We start from the raw sequence: 17,486 nt of genomic DNA on the forward strand, positions 1-17,486 counted from the left end.
TGCCATAACAATGTGCAATTAAATTAACAGGACGTTAATAATGCGAAAGAAACTATTTAGCAGCCTCTATTTTCAGGTATTGCTCGCGATTACCCTCGGGGTATTTCTGGGGCATGTCTATCCGGAACTGGGCGCCGATATGAAGCCCCTCGGTGATGGCTTCGTCAAATTGATCAAGATGATCATCGCCCCCGTTATTTTCTGTACCGTGGTTACCGGCATTGCCGGGATGGAGAGCATGAAGGCGGTCGGCAAGACCGGCGCCATTGCTCTGCTCTACTTCGAGGTGGTCAGCACTATCGCCTTGATCATCGGGCTGTGTGTGGTCAACCTGCTGCAACCGGGTGCCGGTATGAACGTCGATCCGGCTGCGCTGGATGCCAGCGCCATCTCCGCCTATGCGGAGCAGGCCAAGTCCCAGGGCATTATCGCCTTTTTGCTGGATATTATTCCGGGCAGTGTGATCGGTGCCTTTGCCAGCGGTAATATCTTGCAGGTGTTACTGTTTGCGGTGCTGTTCGGCTTCTCCCTGCATCATATCGGTGAAAAGGGACAGATTTTTTTCGGCGTCATCGACAGTTTCTCCAAAGTCATATTTGGCATTATCAATATGATAATGAGATTGGCGCCGGTCGGTGCATTCGGGGCAATGGCATTTACCATCGGCAAATATGGAGTAGGTTCACTGGTACAGCTGGGCCAGCTTATTGCCTGCTTCTATCTCACCTGCCTCTTCTTTATCTTCATTGTGCTGGGCAGCATCGCTAAAGCCTCAGGCTTCAGCATCCTGCGTTTCATCTCCTACATTCGCGAGGAGCTGCTGATCGTGCTGGGGACCTCCTCTTCCGAGTCGGTACTGCCGCGGATGCTGGACAAGATGGAGAAGCTGGGTTGCCAGAAATCGGTGGTGGGGCTGGTCATTCCGACCGGGTACTCCTTTAACCTGGATGGCACCTCCATCTATCTGACCATGGCGGCGATTTTTATCGCCCAGGCTACCAATACGCCGCTGGATCTGTTCCAGCAGATCACCCTGCTGGTGGTACTGCTGATCTCCTCGAAAGGAGCGGCGGGGGTGACTGGTAGTGGCTTTATCGTGCTGGCAGCGACCATTTCGGCGGTGGGCCATCTGCCACTGGCTGGTTTGGCGCTGATCCTGGGGATCGACCGCTTTATGTCCGAAGCGCGGGCGTTGACCAACCTGATCGGTAACGGGGTTGCCACCGTGGTGGTCGCCAAATACTGCAAGCAGCTGGACGAGAAGAAAATGGATGCAGTGCTCGGCGGCAAGGTCGGGCAACTGGAAGCGGACAGGGCGTAAGCGCTGTTTCCCCCGCACGGCCGCGTTGGCTGGTGCGGGGGCAATAAAAAAACGGCCAATCGGCCGTTTTTTTGTGCTGATACCGCAAGTATCAGCTCTTCACTGCAGGGCGCTGATTACAGGCTCTGGGTGAAAGTACGGGTAACCACGTCACGCTGCTGTTCCGGGGTCAGGGCGTTGAAACGCACTGCGTAGCCAGATACACGGATGGTCAGCTGCGGGTACTTCTCCGGGTTTTCGATAGCATCTTCCAGAGTTTCGCGACGCAGCACGTTGACGTTCAGGTGCTGGCCACCTTCAACAGCAGGCTCAGCCTGAACCGGCAGTTCGCGGTATTCGAACTGACCCAGGTCAGCCAGTTGCACTTCTTGATCGGCAGCGAAAGCATCGCCTTTGACGCAGATGCAGCGAGCTTGTTGCTTCTCTTCGTCCAGCAGCCAGAAAGAGTTCAGCAGAGCGGTATTGGCGGCCTGGGTGATTTGAATGCCTTTGATCATGGTATGACTCCTCAATGGGAACGCGAATCCAACTGTAAGGAAATTACCCTGATGTATTTAAGCAACCGAGAATATCGACGACTTAAAGGGCCCTTGCCTTACACCTTTTCTTTGATGGGGTCATATATACCACGGTGGTAATATTACCAAAATTGATCTAGATCAAGAAAATCCGACAAAGCACCATTTCAATGGGATTAAATTCTTGAGTTGAATCAAAAATAGGTCATTTTTCTGATTTTGTAAGATATCCGAATTATGCATCTTTTATCTCGTTAATCTAGTAATTTAACTACATCTTTTGTGCTTTTTTCTGAGGTTAATTGAGAGGTTGGCTACACTCAGCAAAAAAAGCGAGGAGAGTGCCGGGTGAATAATGGGTGGCGAAAGTGGGCATGGCTGGCCCTGTTTTGTTGCTGGGCAAGCAGTGTTGCGGTGCGGGCCGAGACAGTGCGTATTGCTGTGGGCGAGTGGCCACCTTATATCAGTGAGGCGCTGCCCAATCAGGGCTTTCTCTGTGAGGTGGTGCGCCAGGCCTTTGCCGAAGAGGGGCTCGATGTCAGCTTTCACTTCTATTCCTGGGCCGAGGCTTACCGACTGACTCTGGAGGGGCGCTATGTGGTCACCATGCCCTGGTTTCGCTCCCGTGAGCGGGAGCAGCTTTTCTATCTCTCCGCCTCGCTCGGCCATTTCACCACTCGCCTGATGACGCTGACCGGTACGCCCGCGGTCAATCTGGGTGAGCTGAAACACGAGCCGGTCGGGGTGACCCGTGGCTACTTCTATGGCGATGGTTTTGCCGCCCGTCAAGCCGGGCTCACCCTCGAGTGGTCAGATTCTGATGAGGAGAGCATGGGCAAGCTGCTTGACGGGCGGATCCACTATCTGGTGATGGATGAGCAGGTGGCACAGACTCTGTTCCAGCAGGCGCTCGTTCGTCATCCCCAATCGCTGTCACTGACCGGTGCCGCCGACCCCATCTGGTCGCAACCGGGATACCTGCTGATGCGCAAGGCTGACCCTGAGGCGCGCCGTCTGATGCTGCTGTTCAATACCGGGCTGCGCAAGCTGGAGCGCTCGGGGCGCCTAGCCAGGCTCTGGAAAGCGTGAGCCACGGTTGCGTCTTGCGGGCTGGCCCCCTATCCTGAGCCCTTCGCCGTATCAAGTGAGGAGGCCGGGGTGCTGACCTGGAGTGATGTAATTGGCTCTGAGAAAGAGCAGGACTATTTCAAGAGTACGCTGGCAACCGTCAGAGCCGAGCGGGAAGCGGGCAAGGTGATCTACCCGCCAGCTACCGATGTGTTCAATGCCTTCAAGCTGACCGAGCTGGATCAGGTCAAGGTGGTGATCCTGGGCCAGGACCCCTACCACGGCCCCAATCAGGCGCACGGGCTCTGTTTCTCCGTTCTGCCCGGCGTGCGTACGCCTCCCTCACTGGTCAACATCTATAAAGAGATGCAGCGTGACCTGCCAGGTTTCGTCACACCCAATCACGGCTTTCTCGAATCCTGGGCCAAACAAGGTGTCTTGCTGCTCAACACCGTGCTGACGGTGCAGGCCGGTCAGGCCCATTCCCACGCCCATCTGGGATGGGAGACCTTTACCGATCGGGTCATCGAGCAGATCAATGCCAGTTGTCAGGGTGTGGTGTTCCTGCTGTGGGGTGCCCACGCCCAGAAGAAGGGACGTTTCATCGACCGCCAGCGCCACTATGTGCTGACCGCGCCGCACCCGAGCCCCCTCTCTGCCCACCGCGGTTTCATCGGTTGCGGTCACTTTAGCGAGACCAATCGCTTGCTGGAACAACAGGACAAGAGTCCGATAGAGTGGAAATCTGTCTGCATCCCACTTGATTGAGTGCAAAGTTCGGGCGACAAATGACCGTATACTCAGGGACATAAGATTTATTCAGAGCCAAGGAGTGCCCATGTTATCCAGTCTGCACAAGGACCATCTCAACATCGCCCGACTTTTGGAGCTGCTCAAGCACAAGCTGGCAGCCATCCGTGCCGAAGAGCCCATCAGCTATTTTCTGGTGCGCGATGTCATCGACTACCTGCGGGAGGTCTCTGACAAGTACCACCATCCCAAGGAAGACCTCATCTATGACTACTACCTGAAATATCGGGTGGTGGAGGGTGAGGTCGCCAACCGCCTGCAGGAGGAGCACGTCAAGCTGCTGGAGGCCGGGGCCGATCTCAAGGAGATGGTGGAGATGATCCTGATGGATGCGGTGATCCCCCTCGATCAGTTCACCACCAAGCTGGAGCGCTTCGTGGAACTGCAAGAGGCGCACATGAACTACGAAGAGGGGGTGATCTTCCCCCATCTGCGTGACTCCCTGACCGAGGATGACTGGCGTCATCTTGAGCAAAACTGGCAGAACCGCGCCATTGGCGACCCCCTGTTCGGGGCCGAGGTGAGCCAGCACTTCCAGGCACTGGCCAAACGCCTCTCTCTGCCGCTCACTAACGGCTAAGACGAGCCCGTACCCGCCGCGTGGCAGGTATTGTGTGAGTGCAACTTGAGTGAAAACAGAAAGGCCTCCATCCGGAGGCCTTTTGCATGGTGGTGTCCCGTCCTGAATATGGTTTACACCTGTCCCCCCAATAAATGGAGAACCCGATGGGACAAGGTGTGAAACGGACACAGCGCGATTACTCGCTGACTTTTAAACTGGCACTGGTCGAGCAGATTGAAAAAGGCGAGCTCACCTACAAACAGGCTCAGGTGCGTTATGGCATTCAGGGCCGCTCCACCGTTCTGGTATGGTTGCGTAAACATGGTCGGCAAGATTGGAGCCAGGGGGGCTTCTGTACGTGCCGGCAGGAGCATCACCATGCCTGACCCCGACAACCAGACGCCAGAACAGCGCATCAAGGAACTCGAGCAGCAGCTGGCCCTGATGAGCCAGAAGGCCCAGTTCTTTGAGGCCGTCGTCGATGTACTGAAGAATGACTACGGCGTCTCCATCGTAAAAAAGCGACCCGGCAAGTCCTCTCGCAGCGGCAAGTCGAGAGGCTGACCATCGTCAGGGCTTGCCTGTTTCAGGGGATAAGCCGGCAGGCTTACTACAAGCGCAATCGGGTCGCCGACGAGCGCCATGCACAGGGATTGCAGGTGGTGCGTTTTGTGCGTCAGGTTCGACTGCGACAACCTCGGGTGGGCACCCGCAAGCTGCATTATCTGCTGCAGGGTCAGGATGATGGCGGGCTCAAGGTCGGGCGGGACAGGCTGTTTCAGATATTGGCCGAGCACCGCCTGCTGGTGCCGCCTAAGCGGGCGTATCACAAGACCACCCACAGTTTTCACCGTTTCTACCGTCATCCCAACTTGCTCAAGGCGGGACCAGAGCAGGTTACGCCGGTGGCCCCGAAGCAGGTCTGGGTCGCAGATATCACCTATCTGCCAGCCAGGAGCGGGCCGCTGTACCTGAGCCTGGTGACGGATGCGTACTCACGCAAGATAGTGGGCCATCACGTGCACGAAGGGATGCACGCGGAGTCGGTGGCGATGGCGTTCAAGAAAGCCCTGAAGCAACGGCGTGGCAGCGGTGAACTCATCCTCCACTCGGACCGCGGCGTGCAGTATTGCTCGGGGCTGTATCAGTCACTACATGAACGGTACGGGGTGAAATGCTCGATGACGGATGGGTATGACTGTTACCAGAATGCGTTGGCGGAGCGGGTGAACGGGATTTTGAAAGGAGAGTTATTGTTGCAAAGCCCGCAGGATTTGACGCAAGCGCGGGAAATGGTGCGTGAAGCGGTGGATATTTACAACGAGGAGCGGCCGCATCATGCGTTGAAATACAGAACCCCCGATGCGGTACATAGGGGGTCTGAGTAGAGAAATGCTAGTTGAAAAGTGTAAACCTATTTCAGGACTAGACATGGAGCAAGCTTACGCCTGTGGTTTCAGGAAGTTGCGATAGAGCATATAGAGGTGGGCCGAGCTCCAGCTGAAGTTACTGGCCCCCTGCATGGCGCCGGTCTCCGGATTGTAGTTTTCGCGGATGGGGCCGCTGCCCGCCAGTCCTTCGGCATTGTTGAACAGCTTGTTGACCAGTGCCTCGGCATCGCTGCGATAGCCGTAGTTTTCGAGCCCCTTCACCCCGAAGTAGAACTGATCGAGCCATACCCAGCCGCGCCAGTAGATATTGGGGTCGTAGGCCGGGTTGGTCAGCGCGGCTGTGCCCAGCGGGATCTTTGTGTTGAACTCCTGGGTGTTGAGCATCACCTCGCGCACCCGCGCCGCTTTCTCCTTGTCGGCGATCTCTGCCCAGAGCGGGCTCCACCCTTCGCAGTCAACATAATGAGGCTGCATTGAATTCTCGAATGAGGCACAATATGGGCCGAAATATTGATTGTATGACTCCATTTGGAGAGCCTTGGTTTGTGGACATTTTCTCAATGGTGAGGCGATTGGATAGCTGGATAAGAGAGCCTGTCTTTTGCTGAAAAATGCCTAGAGAGAAACAGTATTCCCCAGGGAAAACTGCCTCAAAACTCAAATAAAAGTAACTGGTTGCTTATTGAATGGCCTGGGTATGCGTGTGACCGCACGTGGTGTGATGATGATTTTTGCCCAACTCAATATTAAGACCAGTCCCGAGATATTCCTGATGTGCTGGTATTTATCATGGAATTGTTTATCAACGTGGTCCTTAGCGTTTTGTCTATTGACTTGCGGTGATTTGAGGGGCTGGCAATAAATCTTGCTATTTCAGGTAAACATAACAAAAAAAGGGATAAGTAATGATTAGGATGCCTATATGTAGGCCAACGGTGCTGGCGATGGCCATAACCTTGTCGATGACGGGGTGTGCAACCATCGATAAGCAAGTGGCCGAGAATGATAGTTGGGTAAGCTGTGCCGGTGGTGGCCTGCTAGGCGCTCTTGCTGGTGCTGCGATTGGTGCCACTCAAGGCGGTAACGACAAGGTGCTCATTGGGGCAGTTGCCGGTGCTGCTGTGGGTTGTGGCGGCGGCCTTTGGTACAAAGATCGAGTTGATCGGTTGCAAAAAATAGCCAAAGAAGAAGGCTTAAAAATGCAGGTTCGTGAACTGCAAGTGGCTGCCGCCCAAGAGCAGCAGAAACAGAAGGACAAACCTACAGCCGTGGGACTTGAAGCGTCTATAGAGTACGCCGAGATGTTCCCGGTAGGCTCCGCGACCCTTACCACCGAAGGCTATCGGAAAATGACCCGTGTGGCGCAAGAGTTTGCCAGCAAGCGGGAAGATCAGTCCAAACTACCCGAGAATCAACGTAGAAAGGTGCTGGTGGTCGGCCATACCGATTCTGCTGGCGCTGCTCAGTTCAATCAGCGCCTCTCTGAAGAACGAGCTCGGGCGATGGGCCAGATACTGGCTGCAGCCGGGGTGCCTCGTAGCGATATCTACTACCAGGGGGCAGGTTCTTCCCGACCGATAGCCAGCAATGATAGCGAAAATGGTAGAGCACAGAACCGCAGGGTCGAGTTGGTCGAGGTGCAAAATGAGGCCTTGCTGGTCAAGCGTGTGAGTGAGGAACGTGCCAGTCCCAAATATTTAGCTCATGGCACTGGTTCTGCGAGTAAGGTCGTATTGGCTGCCACTACCACTGCGGTGACCCAAAAGATTATGAAGGCTGAAACAATACCCGCTAAGTCTGCTAACACGGCCGAGTCGATGACTACTGCTGCAGCCCCCCTCAAGGATAAGCCGGTCGCTCAGCCTAAGTCGGATGACGTTTTCCCCCCTTCATCGAATGCCAGTGGTTCTGTAACGGTCAAACTGGCCGGCAAGGGAACCATCGACTTTGGTGGCCATTTGGTTACTGACAATTCCTCACTGCTGACCGGCAGCATTGCGCCCAAAACCCCCACCTTCTCCATTATCACTCCGGCTTACGCAAGCGCTCCTATCAGTTCTTGTATCGGCGATCTGCCTCGTGTGGAGGGCCAGGTTAAGAACCTGGCGAATGGCCAACCGCTGGCGGAACATTCTACAGAAGAATACTTCCCTGGCCTCAATGGCAAGCCATGGGTTGCTGCCGTGAATGGTCATGTGGCATCGGTGGGACCGGTTGCGGTCCTGCGTGACGAAGCGAAAGTGGCTAAGCAGCCCGCAATGCAGTTCATCCCAAATTACAAAAAATCCAAAAAGCAGACCGCCAAGGTTGAATCAGTCGCCAATACCTACGAAGGGGAGACTCAAATCCTCTATCGGGTGTTCGCCGTCAATCAGGCTGCTTCGCCAGTGTCATGCATGGACGTTGTGTTCGACAAACGAACTGGTTCCGCGGTTGCGGGCGAAATTTATTATCCGAAGCAGGGTGACGCCTACGTGGCCCAATACCTGCCCAAGCGTCGTTAAGGGAACTAGATATGTTTGAAAATATTATTCACGCCCTGTCGGGTGCCTGGCACATCATCAGTCTGGTGATCGGTTTGATGGTTGCAGTCGTGACAGCCATCGTTTACTGGTACGAAGTAAAATACTGGCACATGGAGATGCGGCTTCGTATGCCGTGGTTTGGCCGCATCGCGGCTTGGGTAAGGAACCCCGGCGAAAACGAGAAGTCATCCGAGGACAACCCCAATGCGGTAGGTTTCAACCCGGGTGAGAAAGGTGTATGTAGTGCATATGACACCTTCTACAAGATGTATCAGCCCTCGGAAGAGAACTTCAAACGCAATCTGGATTATCTGGGAAAAGCGGATGAGGCGGATCGGTCTGAGAAAGGGTTAGGGATCTGGCTACTCATGATCGTCCTGATGGTGATAGAAGCATCTGCCTTTGGTTATGCGTTAGCGCCGTTTGCCCTCACCATGGCGACCCCCAACACCGCTATTGTTGGCGCTTTTTTCCTAGGTTTGGTTATCTCAATCATTGCCTTGGCTCTGTCTGAGCTTGCAGGTCGCCAGCTTTACCGTAACGGGGTAGTGAACAAAATCCTCTCTTACGAGTCGATCCGCGATGGTGCAGACATGACCAAGACTCTCAACGCCACCATCGACAATACCTATGACGACAATGGCGCTAAACCCTTCCAGCAATTACTGAACCGGATCAATGTGCCAATCGATAAATACGGGCAGCCGCAGCGCCGCTTCTCGATCATTGCCGGGTACGGGATCTTTATCATAGGGCTGGCAGTCGCCGCGTTCTGGGTTCGAACCGAAACCCTGAACCAGCAGGAAGCATTGCTGGTCGAGAATCCGACTGCTGTCATCCAGAGTACTGATGACTTCCCGGTTGCATCTGGTGAGGACGAGATTCCTTTGCCATCCGATATGGCAGAGTTGTCCGCCAGTTCCAGCCAGAAGTCCGCACAAGACCAGATTGATGCCATCCATCGTGCTTCGCTGGTGACCTTTGCTGTGTTATCGGGGTTGTTCGTTTTTATTCAATTTACTTCAACCTTCCTTGCATTTAGGCACAGCTTTGCTGGAACGTACTCTCGTGGGGCTTGGGAGATGACTCATAAGTACAATAGTGCCTCCGAGTTTGTAAGACACCACAAGATCAAAGCTGACGCTATTGCCCAAGACGCTCAATCTTCCTTGGCGAAGTTGCAGTCGTTGCAGGACAAGGTGTTCAGAGTGAGCGGCAAGACGAAGGACAACCTGAGTCATAACAAAGACAGTCGTACTTTCCTGCGCTACGTGGAAGAGCAGGAGAGTATCGATCATATCAAGAAAAACCGTGAGATTGGCAAGCAAGGTACCAATCTGATCCGCAACTATGTCAAGAAGACCCTAGACGACTTGGACGCCGCCACAAAAGCTGGGGATAACCAGCGGATCGAAGAGATCATCGCTATTGCCGGACCTCGCTTCGAGGCTATCAATGACCCGGAGCTCAATGGTGAGAAGGAGCGCTTCTACGCCGTGGTCAATTTCTTCAGTGCCAAAGCGCCCCCCGTCCAGACTCCCCAGCCCATACAGCTCTTCCCCAAGCCGGTGTCGGAGCCAGTAATAACTACACCGGTTGTCGCAATAGAACAGCCAGAAAAAGAGCGAGAGGCACTTGCCGTCAACAGCAAGATGGCGAGTTTTAATCCTCATGCCTGGGGTGACCTGACTCAGTTCGATGAGGATGATATGGAATACGTTGCCAACAAGAAGGGTGCGTTAGTGGAAGATCTTAAACGGGCTCGTCGCCTGCAGCTCTTGGACAAGGTGGAAGCGTGATAACTCTGAAACACTTCCTGACTTTGGCAATGTTACTGCCTGTGGTCGTAATGGCAGCGGAGCGCAACGACCTGAGCAGTTGCTATCAACAGGCTAGGATTACCGAGTTCAAGCCTGCGCCCTCGGGTCGTATGTTGTCGGTTGTGGTGGATCAGACCACGCCGCTCACGCCGGATCTGCAGCGTACCGCTTGGGATCATATCAAGCGATTCCTGCAGCCGGGCGATCAGTTGCGTCTGTACTCCTTCTCCGCTTATTTGGAAGGTCACTACATGCAGCTCAAATATGCAGGACAGTTGGAGAAAGGGCTCGACCAGTCGACACTGGGTGATGTGCCAATGATGAGTGCCAAGAAGCTCGACCAATGCCTCGCGGCCCAGCCGAAGCAGATGTTGCAGCAGTTTGGTCAGCGTTTCGTGCAGACCATGGGCAAATCCTCCACCGATATCCCGCGCAGCGAGATCCTGTTTAGCCTCAAGGCGGTGAGTGACGACATCCGAGCGGCTGATGGCGTGAAGGAAAACATCATTCTGCTGATGTCTGACATGCTGGAATACAGCGACTTTGGTAGCTTCTATCAAGCCAAAGGGATCCGTGATATTTCCCCAGCAGTGGAGCTAGCCAAGGTCGAAAAGGCTAATCTAGTCGCTGACTTCAACGGTGCCAGGGTTTATGTGCATGGGGCTGCCTTTGTGCCAACCGATACAAAGAACGGCTATCGAAGTGGCAAGATGATCCAGAATCTAGAATCCTTCTGGAGTCAATATTTCCAACGGTCAAACGGCCAGCTCATCGCATTTGGGCATCCAGAGCTCACGGTCTCTGTGCAGTAACGCAGCGCTAAGCTGGTTGGGGTAAAAGCACCACCAGTTAATGCCAGTCTGTTAAATCTGACTGTCATTATTTTTACTGTGCTGACTTTACTCGCGGCATGGGCCATATAAAAAAACCGGCATCATGGATGCCGGTTTTTGTTGGACGATGAGAGGTGCGGCTTAGCGCAGGATCATCTCGTCACGGCCCGGGCCGACGGAAACCATCGGAACCGGTACGCCGAGCAGCTCTTCGATACGCAGCACGTACTGCTGGGCCGCTTTGGGCAGCTCTTCGAAAGTGCGGCAGCCGGTGATGTCTTCGCTCCAGCTTTCCATCTGCTCGTAAACCGGCTTCAGGGCAGCGGTTTGCGGCCAAATCGGGTTCTCGGTGTGGGCACCTTCGTAAGCCACGCAGATCTTCAGATCCGGCAGACCGGTCAGGCAGTCCAGCTTGGTCAGAGCTACTTCGGTGGCGGCTTGCAGCTCGACACCGTTCTTGGTGGCGACGGCGTCGAAGTAACCGACATCACGGGGACGGCCGGTGGTGGCACCGAACTCGTTGGTGATCTTGCGGAACTCGTCCTGGTTATCCATGGCGGTCAGCAGGGTGCCGGTACCGACAGAGGAGCTGAATGCCTTGGCTACAGCGATGACGCGCTCCGGGCGCAGACCTGGCAGACCGCCACCGATACCGGCGTAGGCGCCAGATACGTGGGAGGAGGTGACCCAGGGGTATTCGCCGTAGATCAGGTCACGGCCAGCGCCCAGCTGGGCTTCGAACAGCAGGGTCTTGCCTTCAGCCTGCAGCGCTTTGAGCGGCATGCTGACGTTGCACACGGCGTCGATCCAGGGTGCAGAGACTTCCAGCAGCCAGTCAGCCATCTCCTGGGCAGTCTGGGTGAATTCGAAGGAGGGGTAGATAGCCTTCATCTGCGGCAGTTTCCAGTCCAGCATGAACTGGATGCGCTCGACCAGTACGTCCGGCTGTTTCAGCCAGCCGACCAGGATCGCTTTTTTCATCACGCGATCGCCGTAGGCAGGGGCGATGCCCTGACGGGTGGAGCCATAGGCGCCGTCACCCAGACGTTGCTCTTCCAGGGTATCTTCCAGTGCGTGCAGCGGCAGGCAGAGGGTTGCGCGGTCAGAGATGGCCAGCTTCGGAGTCACGCCGGAGGCTTTGACTTCCTCGAGCTCGACGGTCAGTTTCTCGGGGCTGATCACCATGCCCGGGCCGAGGACAACCAGGCAATCCGGGTTGAATACGCCACTCGGAACCTGGTGCAGCTTGAAGGTGCCAAGGTCGTTGACCACGGTGTGGCCAGCGTTGTTGCCGCCCTGGAAGCGAATGCTGGCGCCAGCTTGACCTGCCAGATAATCCACGATGCGGCCTTTGCCTTCATCACCCCAGTTAGCACCTACGACTACGATAGACGACATGACTCTTTCTCCTAAGACGTTAGGCGTCCATCCTAGGAGCCTGATGCGGATTAGAAAAATTAATTATCTTTATAATTCCGATAAGAGAACCATATAATTATGGCCAATTAAGCGGCAAACCGTCCGATTTTGCCTGGCAAGCCCCGCACATCGCGGGTTGAGGGACTCTTATGCTGGATATTCACTGGCTGCAAACCTTTGTCACCCTGGCCCGATTGCAACATTTTGGCCAGACCGCCACCGAGCTGCACATGACCCAGCCCAATGTCAGCCTGCATATCAAGCGGCTGGAGCAGGCGACCCGGGTGCGGCTGATCGAGCGCAGTCCGTTTCGCCTGACGCAGGCGGGGGAGCGGCTGCTGCAAAGCGCCGAGCGCACCATCGCCGAGTTGCAGCTCTGCCAGTCCGATCTCAATGCCCTCAACCAGCTGAGTCAGGGGACGCTGGCCATCGCCGCCAGCGACATCATCTCCCGCCTGCTGCTTATCCAGCCGTTCCAGCGCTTCAAGCGGGAGTTCCCCGGCATCGACCTCACTTTGTTCAACACCACTTCGGATCAGGCGGCCGAGCTGGTCAAGGCGGGCAAGGCGGATCTGGGTTTTGTCATGGCGCAAAAGCGCAGCGAACCGCTCTTCTATACCGAGCTGCAACAGGTGACCTGGTGCGCGCTGGGCCACGGCCTTGCCCGCTGGCAGGCGCGGGCGGTGGCGGGGGAGAGCGACCCCCTCGACGAGCCGACCCTGATCCTGCTCGGTCACGACACCCGCACCCGGGCGTTGATCGACCCGTCCCTGCCGCTACTGGCCTTGCCCCCCTGCCGCATCATGGAGGTGGGCAGCGTGGACGCCCAGCTCGATTGGGCCGAGGCGGGCTTTGGTGTCGCCATCGTGCCGGACTTTTCCCTGCATCCGCGCCTCAACCTCACCGCGCCGGTCACCAGCCTCGGCGATTTTCCCGGGACTAGTCTGGGTTATGTGGTGCGTCAGAATCAGGTGTTGTCGCGGGCCATCAAGCAGTTGCTGCACTGGGTGGAGGAGGAGATCCAGAAGCCCAACCCCTATCTGACCCGGGTGATAGAGCCATAGCAGTACGGCAAGGTGAGCAGGCCTATCGGGGTGACTGTGCCGCCATCAATTGCGTCACTATCGAACGCGCGTAAACAATCAGGGCAGCCGAGGCTGCCCTGATGCATTTGTTGGCGCTGACCACTCAGGGCTGCAGCGGCGTGGCTGTGCTGGCGGCAGGGGAGGGCAGTGTATCGGTTTTATCCTGCGGTGGGGTTTCGCCAGTCACCGCGCTGCTGGCAGGCTGGATTGCTTGCTCTTGCGGCGCAGTGGCCGCAGAGGCGCCTTGTGGCAACTGAGTCGAAACGGCAGCCGATGGTGATGGAACCGTTGACGCTGCGGCAGAGGGAGCCACTATTTCCCCCTCTGTGGTCGGCGTAGCAGTGAGCTCGGGGGTGACCTCGAGCGCCTCTTCGGGCAAGGGATTAACCTCTGTGGCTTCTGTGGCTTCTGTGGCTTCTGTGGCTTCTGTGGCCACTGCGGCACTGCTGGTGGCGGTCGCGTTGGAGGGCGCCTCAATGGGCGTTGTCGTCCCGTCGGCGGCACTCACCTGCTCTGTCGTGGGCGCCGCCTCCGAGGTCGCTGGTGTTAACGGCTCCGGCATCAGCTGTTCCGCGGTTAACTGCTCGGGGGTCAGTGGCAAGGGGGCTGGCGGTTGATCCGACATTCCCGCATGGAGGGGCAGCTCGGTTTGCGCCTGCAACTGCTCGGGGGTCACCTTGCTCAGGGCAGGATGCAGCCGACTGAACTGTTTGACCCGGGCCAGCAGAGTATCGCGCACAGTTCGGACGATGGGGTCCGGCAGGCTGGCCAGCGCCACCAGTTCGGCACTCATCCCGATATTGTTGATGGCGGTGGTCTGCCCCGGATAGAGGTTGGCGGCGATACGGCTGCGCTGGTAGTAGGGGTGTTGCTTGAGCAGCCTGTCGATCTGCTCCCCTTCGATGGGGATGAGGCGCACCTTGCAGCGGCTGATCAGGTCGCCGACCGCCAGACTGGGGTGACCGGCAACCACAAACGCGGCATCCAGCGAGCCATCGCACAGCCCTTCCAGCGGTTCGCTGTCCGATTTAAGTTGATAGGCAGCAAACTGCCCGGGTTGCCATCCCATGGCTGCCATCAGGGCCTGACTGGTGATCTGCTCACCGGCTCCGTTGTTGCCCGGATAGACCCGTTTCCCTTCGATATCTGCCAGGGTGGTGATGCCGCTATTGGGGGCAGCCAGCAGGGTTAACGACTCCTGATAGAGGCGAAACAGGCTGCGCAGCTCATTGTTGGCCCCCTGCCCGCTGAAGGGGCCGGTGCCGTGCAGGGCGTGGTGCAACACATCGGATTGCACCAGTGCCAGCTGTACGTCCCCCTTGTCGAGAGCCTTGAGGTTGGCCATCGAGCCACGGGTGCTCTGCACGGTGCAGCTGTCCCCATGCAGGGCATGGCCGGCATTGAGCACCCGGCAGATGGCGCCACCGGTCGGGTAGTAGACCCCGTTGAGCGGGCCCGTTCCGATAGTCAGCGCCTGGCTGCCAAAGGGGAGCAGCGCAGAGAGTGCACAGAGTGGGAGCAGAAGGTGATGCAAGATCCGTAGAGACATAATTGACCGTTGACTGAGTTGACCGCTGGCTGATGACACAGGCAAAAAGGGATGGGGCTTGCCCATCCCGTTGCTGGCTGATCAGGGCTTGCTGTGGTTGAGGATTGCCCGCTCCATCCGCGCCAGCGCGTCGGTCAGCCGTGCCCTGGTGCAGCCGAAGTTGAGCCGCACGAACTGACCGTCGCCAAACTGGGTGCCGGGGGAGAGACCAACGCCGGCCTGCTCGAAGAAGGCGATGGGATCGGCAAGGCCAAGGGCGCTCACATCAATCCAGGCCAGATACGTCGCCTGATGGTTGGCCAGCTTGACGCCGGGCCAGCGGGCAACCGCCTGCTGGATCAGGGCCAGATTGGCCGCCAGATAGTCGAGCTGCTCGGTCAGCCACTGTTCGCCACCCTCATAGGCCGCTTCGGCGGCGACAAAGCCCAGCAGGTTGACGTCGGCGCTGATGCCGCGCATCGCCTGTTGCAGCCTGAAGCGCAGACGGGCGTTGGGGATAATGGCGAAGGAGCAGCAGAGACCGGCGATATTGAAGGTCTTGCTCGGGGCCATCATCACAGCGCAGCGCTCGGCTGCTTGTGCACTGATGGCGCCGTAGGGAATGTGGCGGGCATTCTTATCCAGCAGCAGATCACAGTGGATTTCATCGGAGCAGATCACCAGATTGTGGCGCGCAGCGATGGCATCGATGGCCAGCAGCTCGTCACGGGTGAAGATGGTGCCGCCCGGGTTGTGAGGGTTGCAGAGCAGCAGCAGATCTGCGGCGGGAGCCTGACGCTCCAGCTCTTCAAGATCCAGCACCCAGCGACCGGCTTCCTCAATCATCGGCACGGTGAGCAGGGGACGATCATTGAAGCCCGGCGCCTGCAGGAAAGGGTAATAGACTGGCTTGGGGGTGATGATACCGCGGCCATGCTGGCTCCACGCCTTGCAGGCAAGGTTGAGCCCCGGCACCACGCCGGGCAGGAACACCAGCCATTCGGGCTCGATTGCCCAGCCATAGCGGGTCGCCATCCGTTCGATAATGAGTTCGATCAGGCGCGGCGAGGGGCGTGAATAGCCGAAAATGCCGTGGGCGACCCGTTTGGTCAACGCCTCAATCACGGACGGGGGGGAGACAAAGTCGGTATCGGCAACCCACATGGGCAGCACATCCTGACCCTTGTACTTGTCCCATTTCAGGCTCATGGTGCCACTGCGGTCTACTTCCTGATCAAAATCAAACATGCGAACTCCTTGTGCTGGCAGGATGGGCTTTCACTCTACGGGGTCGCGGCCTCCCTCGCAAGGCGCACACCTGCTTATGCCATCCTTGAGCCCGCTCTTGATAGTGACATAAGATAGGCGCCGAATTTTCATACGGCTGCCGCCCGTTAGCCCGTATCGTCCTTCCAATCAGTGGTAACCCTATGAGCTTGTCGATAGCGGCGGTCAAACGCCCGGACCCCGTCTCTCTTTCGTTTCTTGCCGTGACCTTTATGACCGGCGTCGCGGTGGCACTGCAGGTGCCTACCTTAAGTCTGTTTCTGGCCGAAGAGGTGCAGGTGCGCCCCTTTCTGGTCGGACTCTTCTATACCATCAACGCTGTGGTGGGCATTCTGGTCAGCCAGTGGCTGGGCCATCGCTCCGACAACAAGGGGGATCGCAAGCGACTGATCCTGCGCTGCTGCTTTGCCGGGGTGGCGCTCTCCTTGCTGTTTGCCTGGAACCGCAACTACTGGTTGCTGGCGAGTCTAGGGGTGATGCTGGCGGCGCTGGCGGCCACTGCCAGTCCGCAGCTGTTTGCGCTGGCGCGGGAGTACTCCGACAGCCGCAACCGGCGGGCTGACATGTTCAGCTCGGTGATGCGAGCCCAATTTTCGCTGGCCTGGGTCATAGGCCCGCCCATCGCCTTCGCGCTAGCCATCGGCTACGGCTTCGAACTGATGTACTTGGCCTCGGCACTGGCCTACCTGCTCTGCGCCCTGGTGGTGTGGCGCTGGCTCCCCTCTCTGCCTTTGCCCAAGATGGCCGAAGAGACAGAGCGGGTCAGCAGCTGGCGGGATCCGGCGGTGCGGGCGCTCTTTATCGCCTCCACCCTGATGTGGACCTGTAACAGCATGTACCTCATCAATATGCCGCTCTATATCACCCGGGAGCTCGGGATGGATGAGAAGCTTGCCGGTATCCTGATGGGCACGGCGGCGGCGCTGGAGATCCCCTTCATGCTGCTGGCGGGTTACTACACGGCGCGCTTTGGCAAGCGCCCCATGATGTTGCTGGCGGTGCTGGCTGGCGCGGCCTTTTACACAGGTCTGGTGACCCTCACCGACCAATACGCCCTGATCGCCTTGCAGCTGTTCAACGCCATCTTCATCGGTATCGTGGCGGGGATCGGCATGTCTTATTTTCAGGATCTGATGCCGGGGCGGGCCGGGGTAGCGACCACCCTGTTTGCCAACAGCATCCGCACCGGCTCCATCATGGCGGGGGCCATCGCCGGTGTGGTGGCGGAGGTGTGGAGTTTCCACGGGGTCTTTATGGTGGCGTTGGGATTGGCACTGGTAGCACTGGCCGCCAGCTGGCGGGTGCCCAACGTCTGACGG

13 protein-coding genes and 2 pseudogenes are annotated in these 17,486 nt (G+C 57.3%); 10 read left to right on the top strand and 5 right to left on the bottom strand.

The features are described 5' to 3' along the window. Positions 1-40 precede the first annotated feature (40 nt). Positions 41-1,321, top strand: coding sequence for a dicarboxylate/amino acid:cation symporter (locus tag ACTG2W_RS18685; protein WP_440016453.1), 1,281 nt, complete (start codon positions 41-43; stop codon positions 1,319-1,321). 116 nt (positions 1,322-1,437) lie between these two features. On the opposite strand, the gene grcA is transcribed toward ACTG2W_RS18685, so the two are convergent. Further along, positions 1,438-1,818, bottom strand: coding sequence for an autonomous glycyl radical cofactor GrcA (grcA, locus tag ACTG2W_RS18690; RefSeq protein WP_005334936.1), 381 nt, complete (start codon positions 1,816-1,818; stop codon positions 1,438-1,440). A gap of 369 nt (positions 1,819-2,187) precedes the next feature. Here grcA and ACTG2W_RS18695 point away from each other — a divergent pair, with 369 nt between their 5' ends. From ACTG2W_RS18695 to ACTG2W_RS18710, 4 genes and pseudogenes are all read left to right on the top strand, one after another. Further along, a complete protein-coding gene (locus tag ACTG2W_RS18695) occupies positions 2,188-2,928 on the top strand; it encodes a substrate-binding periplasmic protein (RefSeq protein WP_042054533.1) in 741 nt (246 codons plus the stop codon). Between the two features lie 69 nt (positions 2,929-2,997). Then, on the top strand, positions 2,998-3,675 hold the full coding sequence (ung, locus tag ACTG2W_RS18700) for a uracil-DNA glycosylase (protein ID WP_005334934.1): 678 nt from the start codon (positions 2,998-3,000) through the stop codon (positions 3,673-3,675). Between the two features lie 70 nt (positions 3,676-3,745). Next, on the top strand, positions 3,746-4,297 hold the full coding sequence (locus ACTG2W_RS18705) for a hemerythrin domain-containing protein (protein WP_005362195.1): 552 nt from the start codon (positions 3,746-3,748) through the stop codon (positions 4,295-4,297). A gap of 146 nt (positions 4,298-4,443) precedes the next feature. After that, positions 4,444-5,667, top strand: a pseudogene (locus ACTG2W_RS18710) (IS3 family transposase). A 54-nt stretch (positions 5,668-5,721) separates the two neighbouring features. Here the strand turns inward: ACTG2W_RS18710 and ACTG2W_RS18715 are convergent. After that, positions 5,722-6,120 (bottom strand): annotated as a pseudogene (locus tag ACTG2W_RS18715) (MGH1-like glycoside hydrolase domain-containing protein); the annotation flags it as partial. A 494-nt stretch (positions 6,121-6,614) separates the two neighbouring features. On the opposite strand from ACTG2W_RS18715, the gene ACTG2W_RS18720 reads away from it, so the two are divergent. From ACTG2W_RS18720 to ACTG2W_RS18730, 3 genes are read left to right on the top strand one after another with little or no spacing between them, the layout of a single operon-like run. After that, positions 6,615-8,174 carry an OmpA family protein gene (locus tag ACTG2W_RS18720; protein WP_245147616.1) on the top strand — a complete coding sequence of 520 codons (1,560 nt, stop codon included), beginning with the start codon at positions 6,615-6,617 and terminating at the stop codon, positions 8,172-8,174. 11 nt (positions 8,175-8,185) lie between these two features. Further along, entirely contained in the window at positions 8,186-9,994 is a 1,809-nt protein-coding gene (locus tag ACTG2W_RS18725; RefSeq protein ID WP_421309416.1) for a hypothetical protein, read from the top strand. Continuing rightward, positions 9,991-10,827, top strand: a complete 837-nt coding sequence (locus ACTG2W_RS18730; protein WP_245147615.1) for a hypothetical protein — start codon at positions 9,991-9,993, stop codon at positions 10,825-10,827. Before ACTG2W_RS18725 ends, ACTG2W_RS18730 begins: the two co-directional genes overlap by 4 nt. A 162-nt stretch (positions 10,828-10,989) precedes the next feature. Here the strand turns inward: ACTG2W_RS18730 and ACTG2W_RS18735 are convergent, their stop codons facing one another. After that, positions 10,990-12,246 (bottom strand): adenylosuccinate synthetase, encoded by a 1,257-nt coding sequence (locus ACTG2W_RS18735; RefSeq protein WP_128835183.1) that lies wholly within the window; start codon positions 12,244-12,246, stop codon positions 10,990-10,992. Between the two features lie 170 nt (positions 12,247-12,416). Between ACTG2W_RS18735 and ACTG2W_RS18740 the strand changes: the two genes are divergently transcribed. Further along, a complete protein-coding gene (locus ACTG2W_RS18740) occupies positions 12,417-13,331 on the top strand; it encodes a LysR family transcriptional regulator (protein ID WP_042658174.1) in 915 nt (304 codons plus the stop codon). Positions 13,332-13,455: 124 nt separating this feature from the next. Here the strand turns inward: ACTG2W_RS18740 and ACTG2W_RS18745 are convergent, their stop codons facing one another. After that, on the bottom strand, positions 13,456-14,901 hold the full coding sequence (locus tag ACTG2W_RS18745) for a TAXI family TRAP transporter solute-binding subunit (protein WP_106842774.1): 1,446 nt from the start codon (positions 14,899-14,901) through the stop codon (positions 13,456-13,458). An 81-nt stretch (positions 14,902-14,982) separates the two neighbouring features. After that, positions 14,983-16,128, bottom strand: coding sequence for a MalY/PatB family protein (locus ACTG2W_RS18750; protein ID WP_128835187.1), 1,146 nt, complete (start codon positions 16,126-16,128; stop codon positions 14,983-14,985). A 182-nt stretch (positions 16,129-16,310) separates the two neighbouring features. Between ACTG2W_RS18750 and ACTG2W_RS18755 the strand changes: the two genes are divergently transcribed. Beyond that, positions 16,311-17,483 (top strand): MFS transporter, encoded by a 1,173-nt coding sequence (locus tag ACTG2W_RS18755; RefSeq protein WP_005334914.1) that lies wholly within the window; start codon positions 16,311-16,313, stop codon positions 17,481-17,483. Positions 17,484-17,486: the final 3 nt, after the last annotated feature.

The organism is Aeromonas sp. 96A, from assembly GCF_051919165.1.
In the GTDB taxonomy this organism is placed as follows: Bacteria; Pseudomonadota; Gammaproteobacteria; order Enterobacterales; family Aeromonadaceae; genus Aeromonas; species Aeromonas veronii.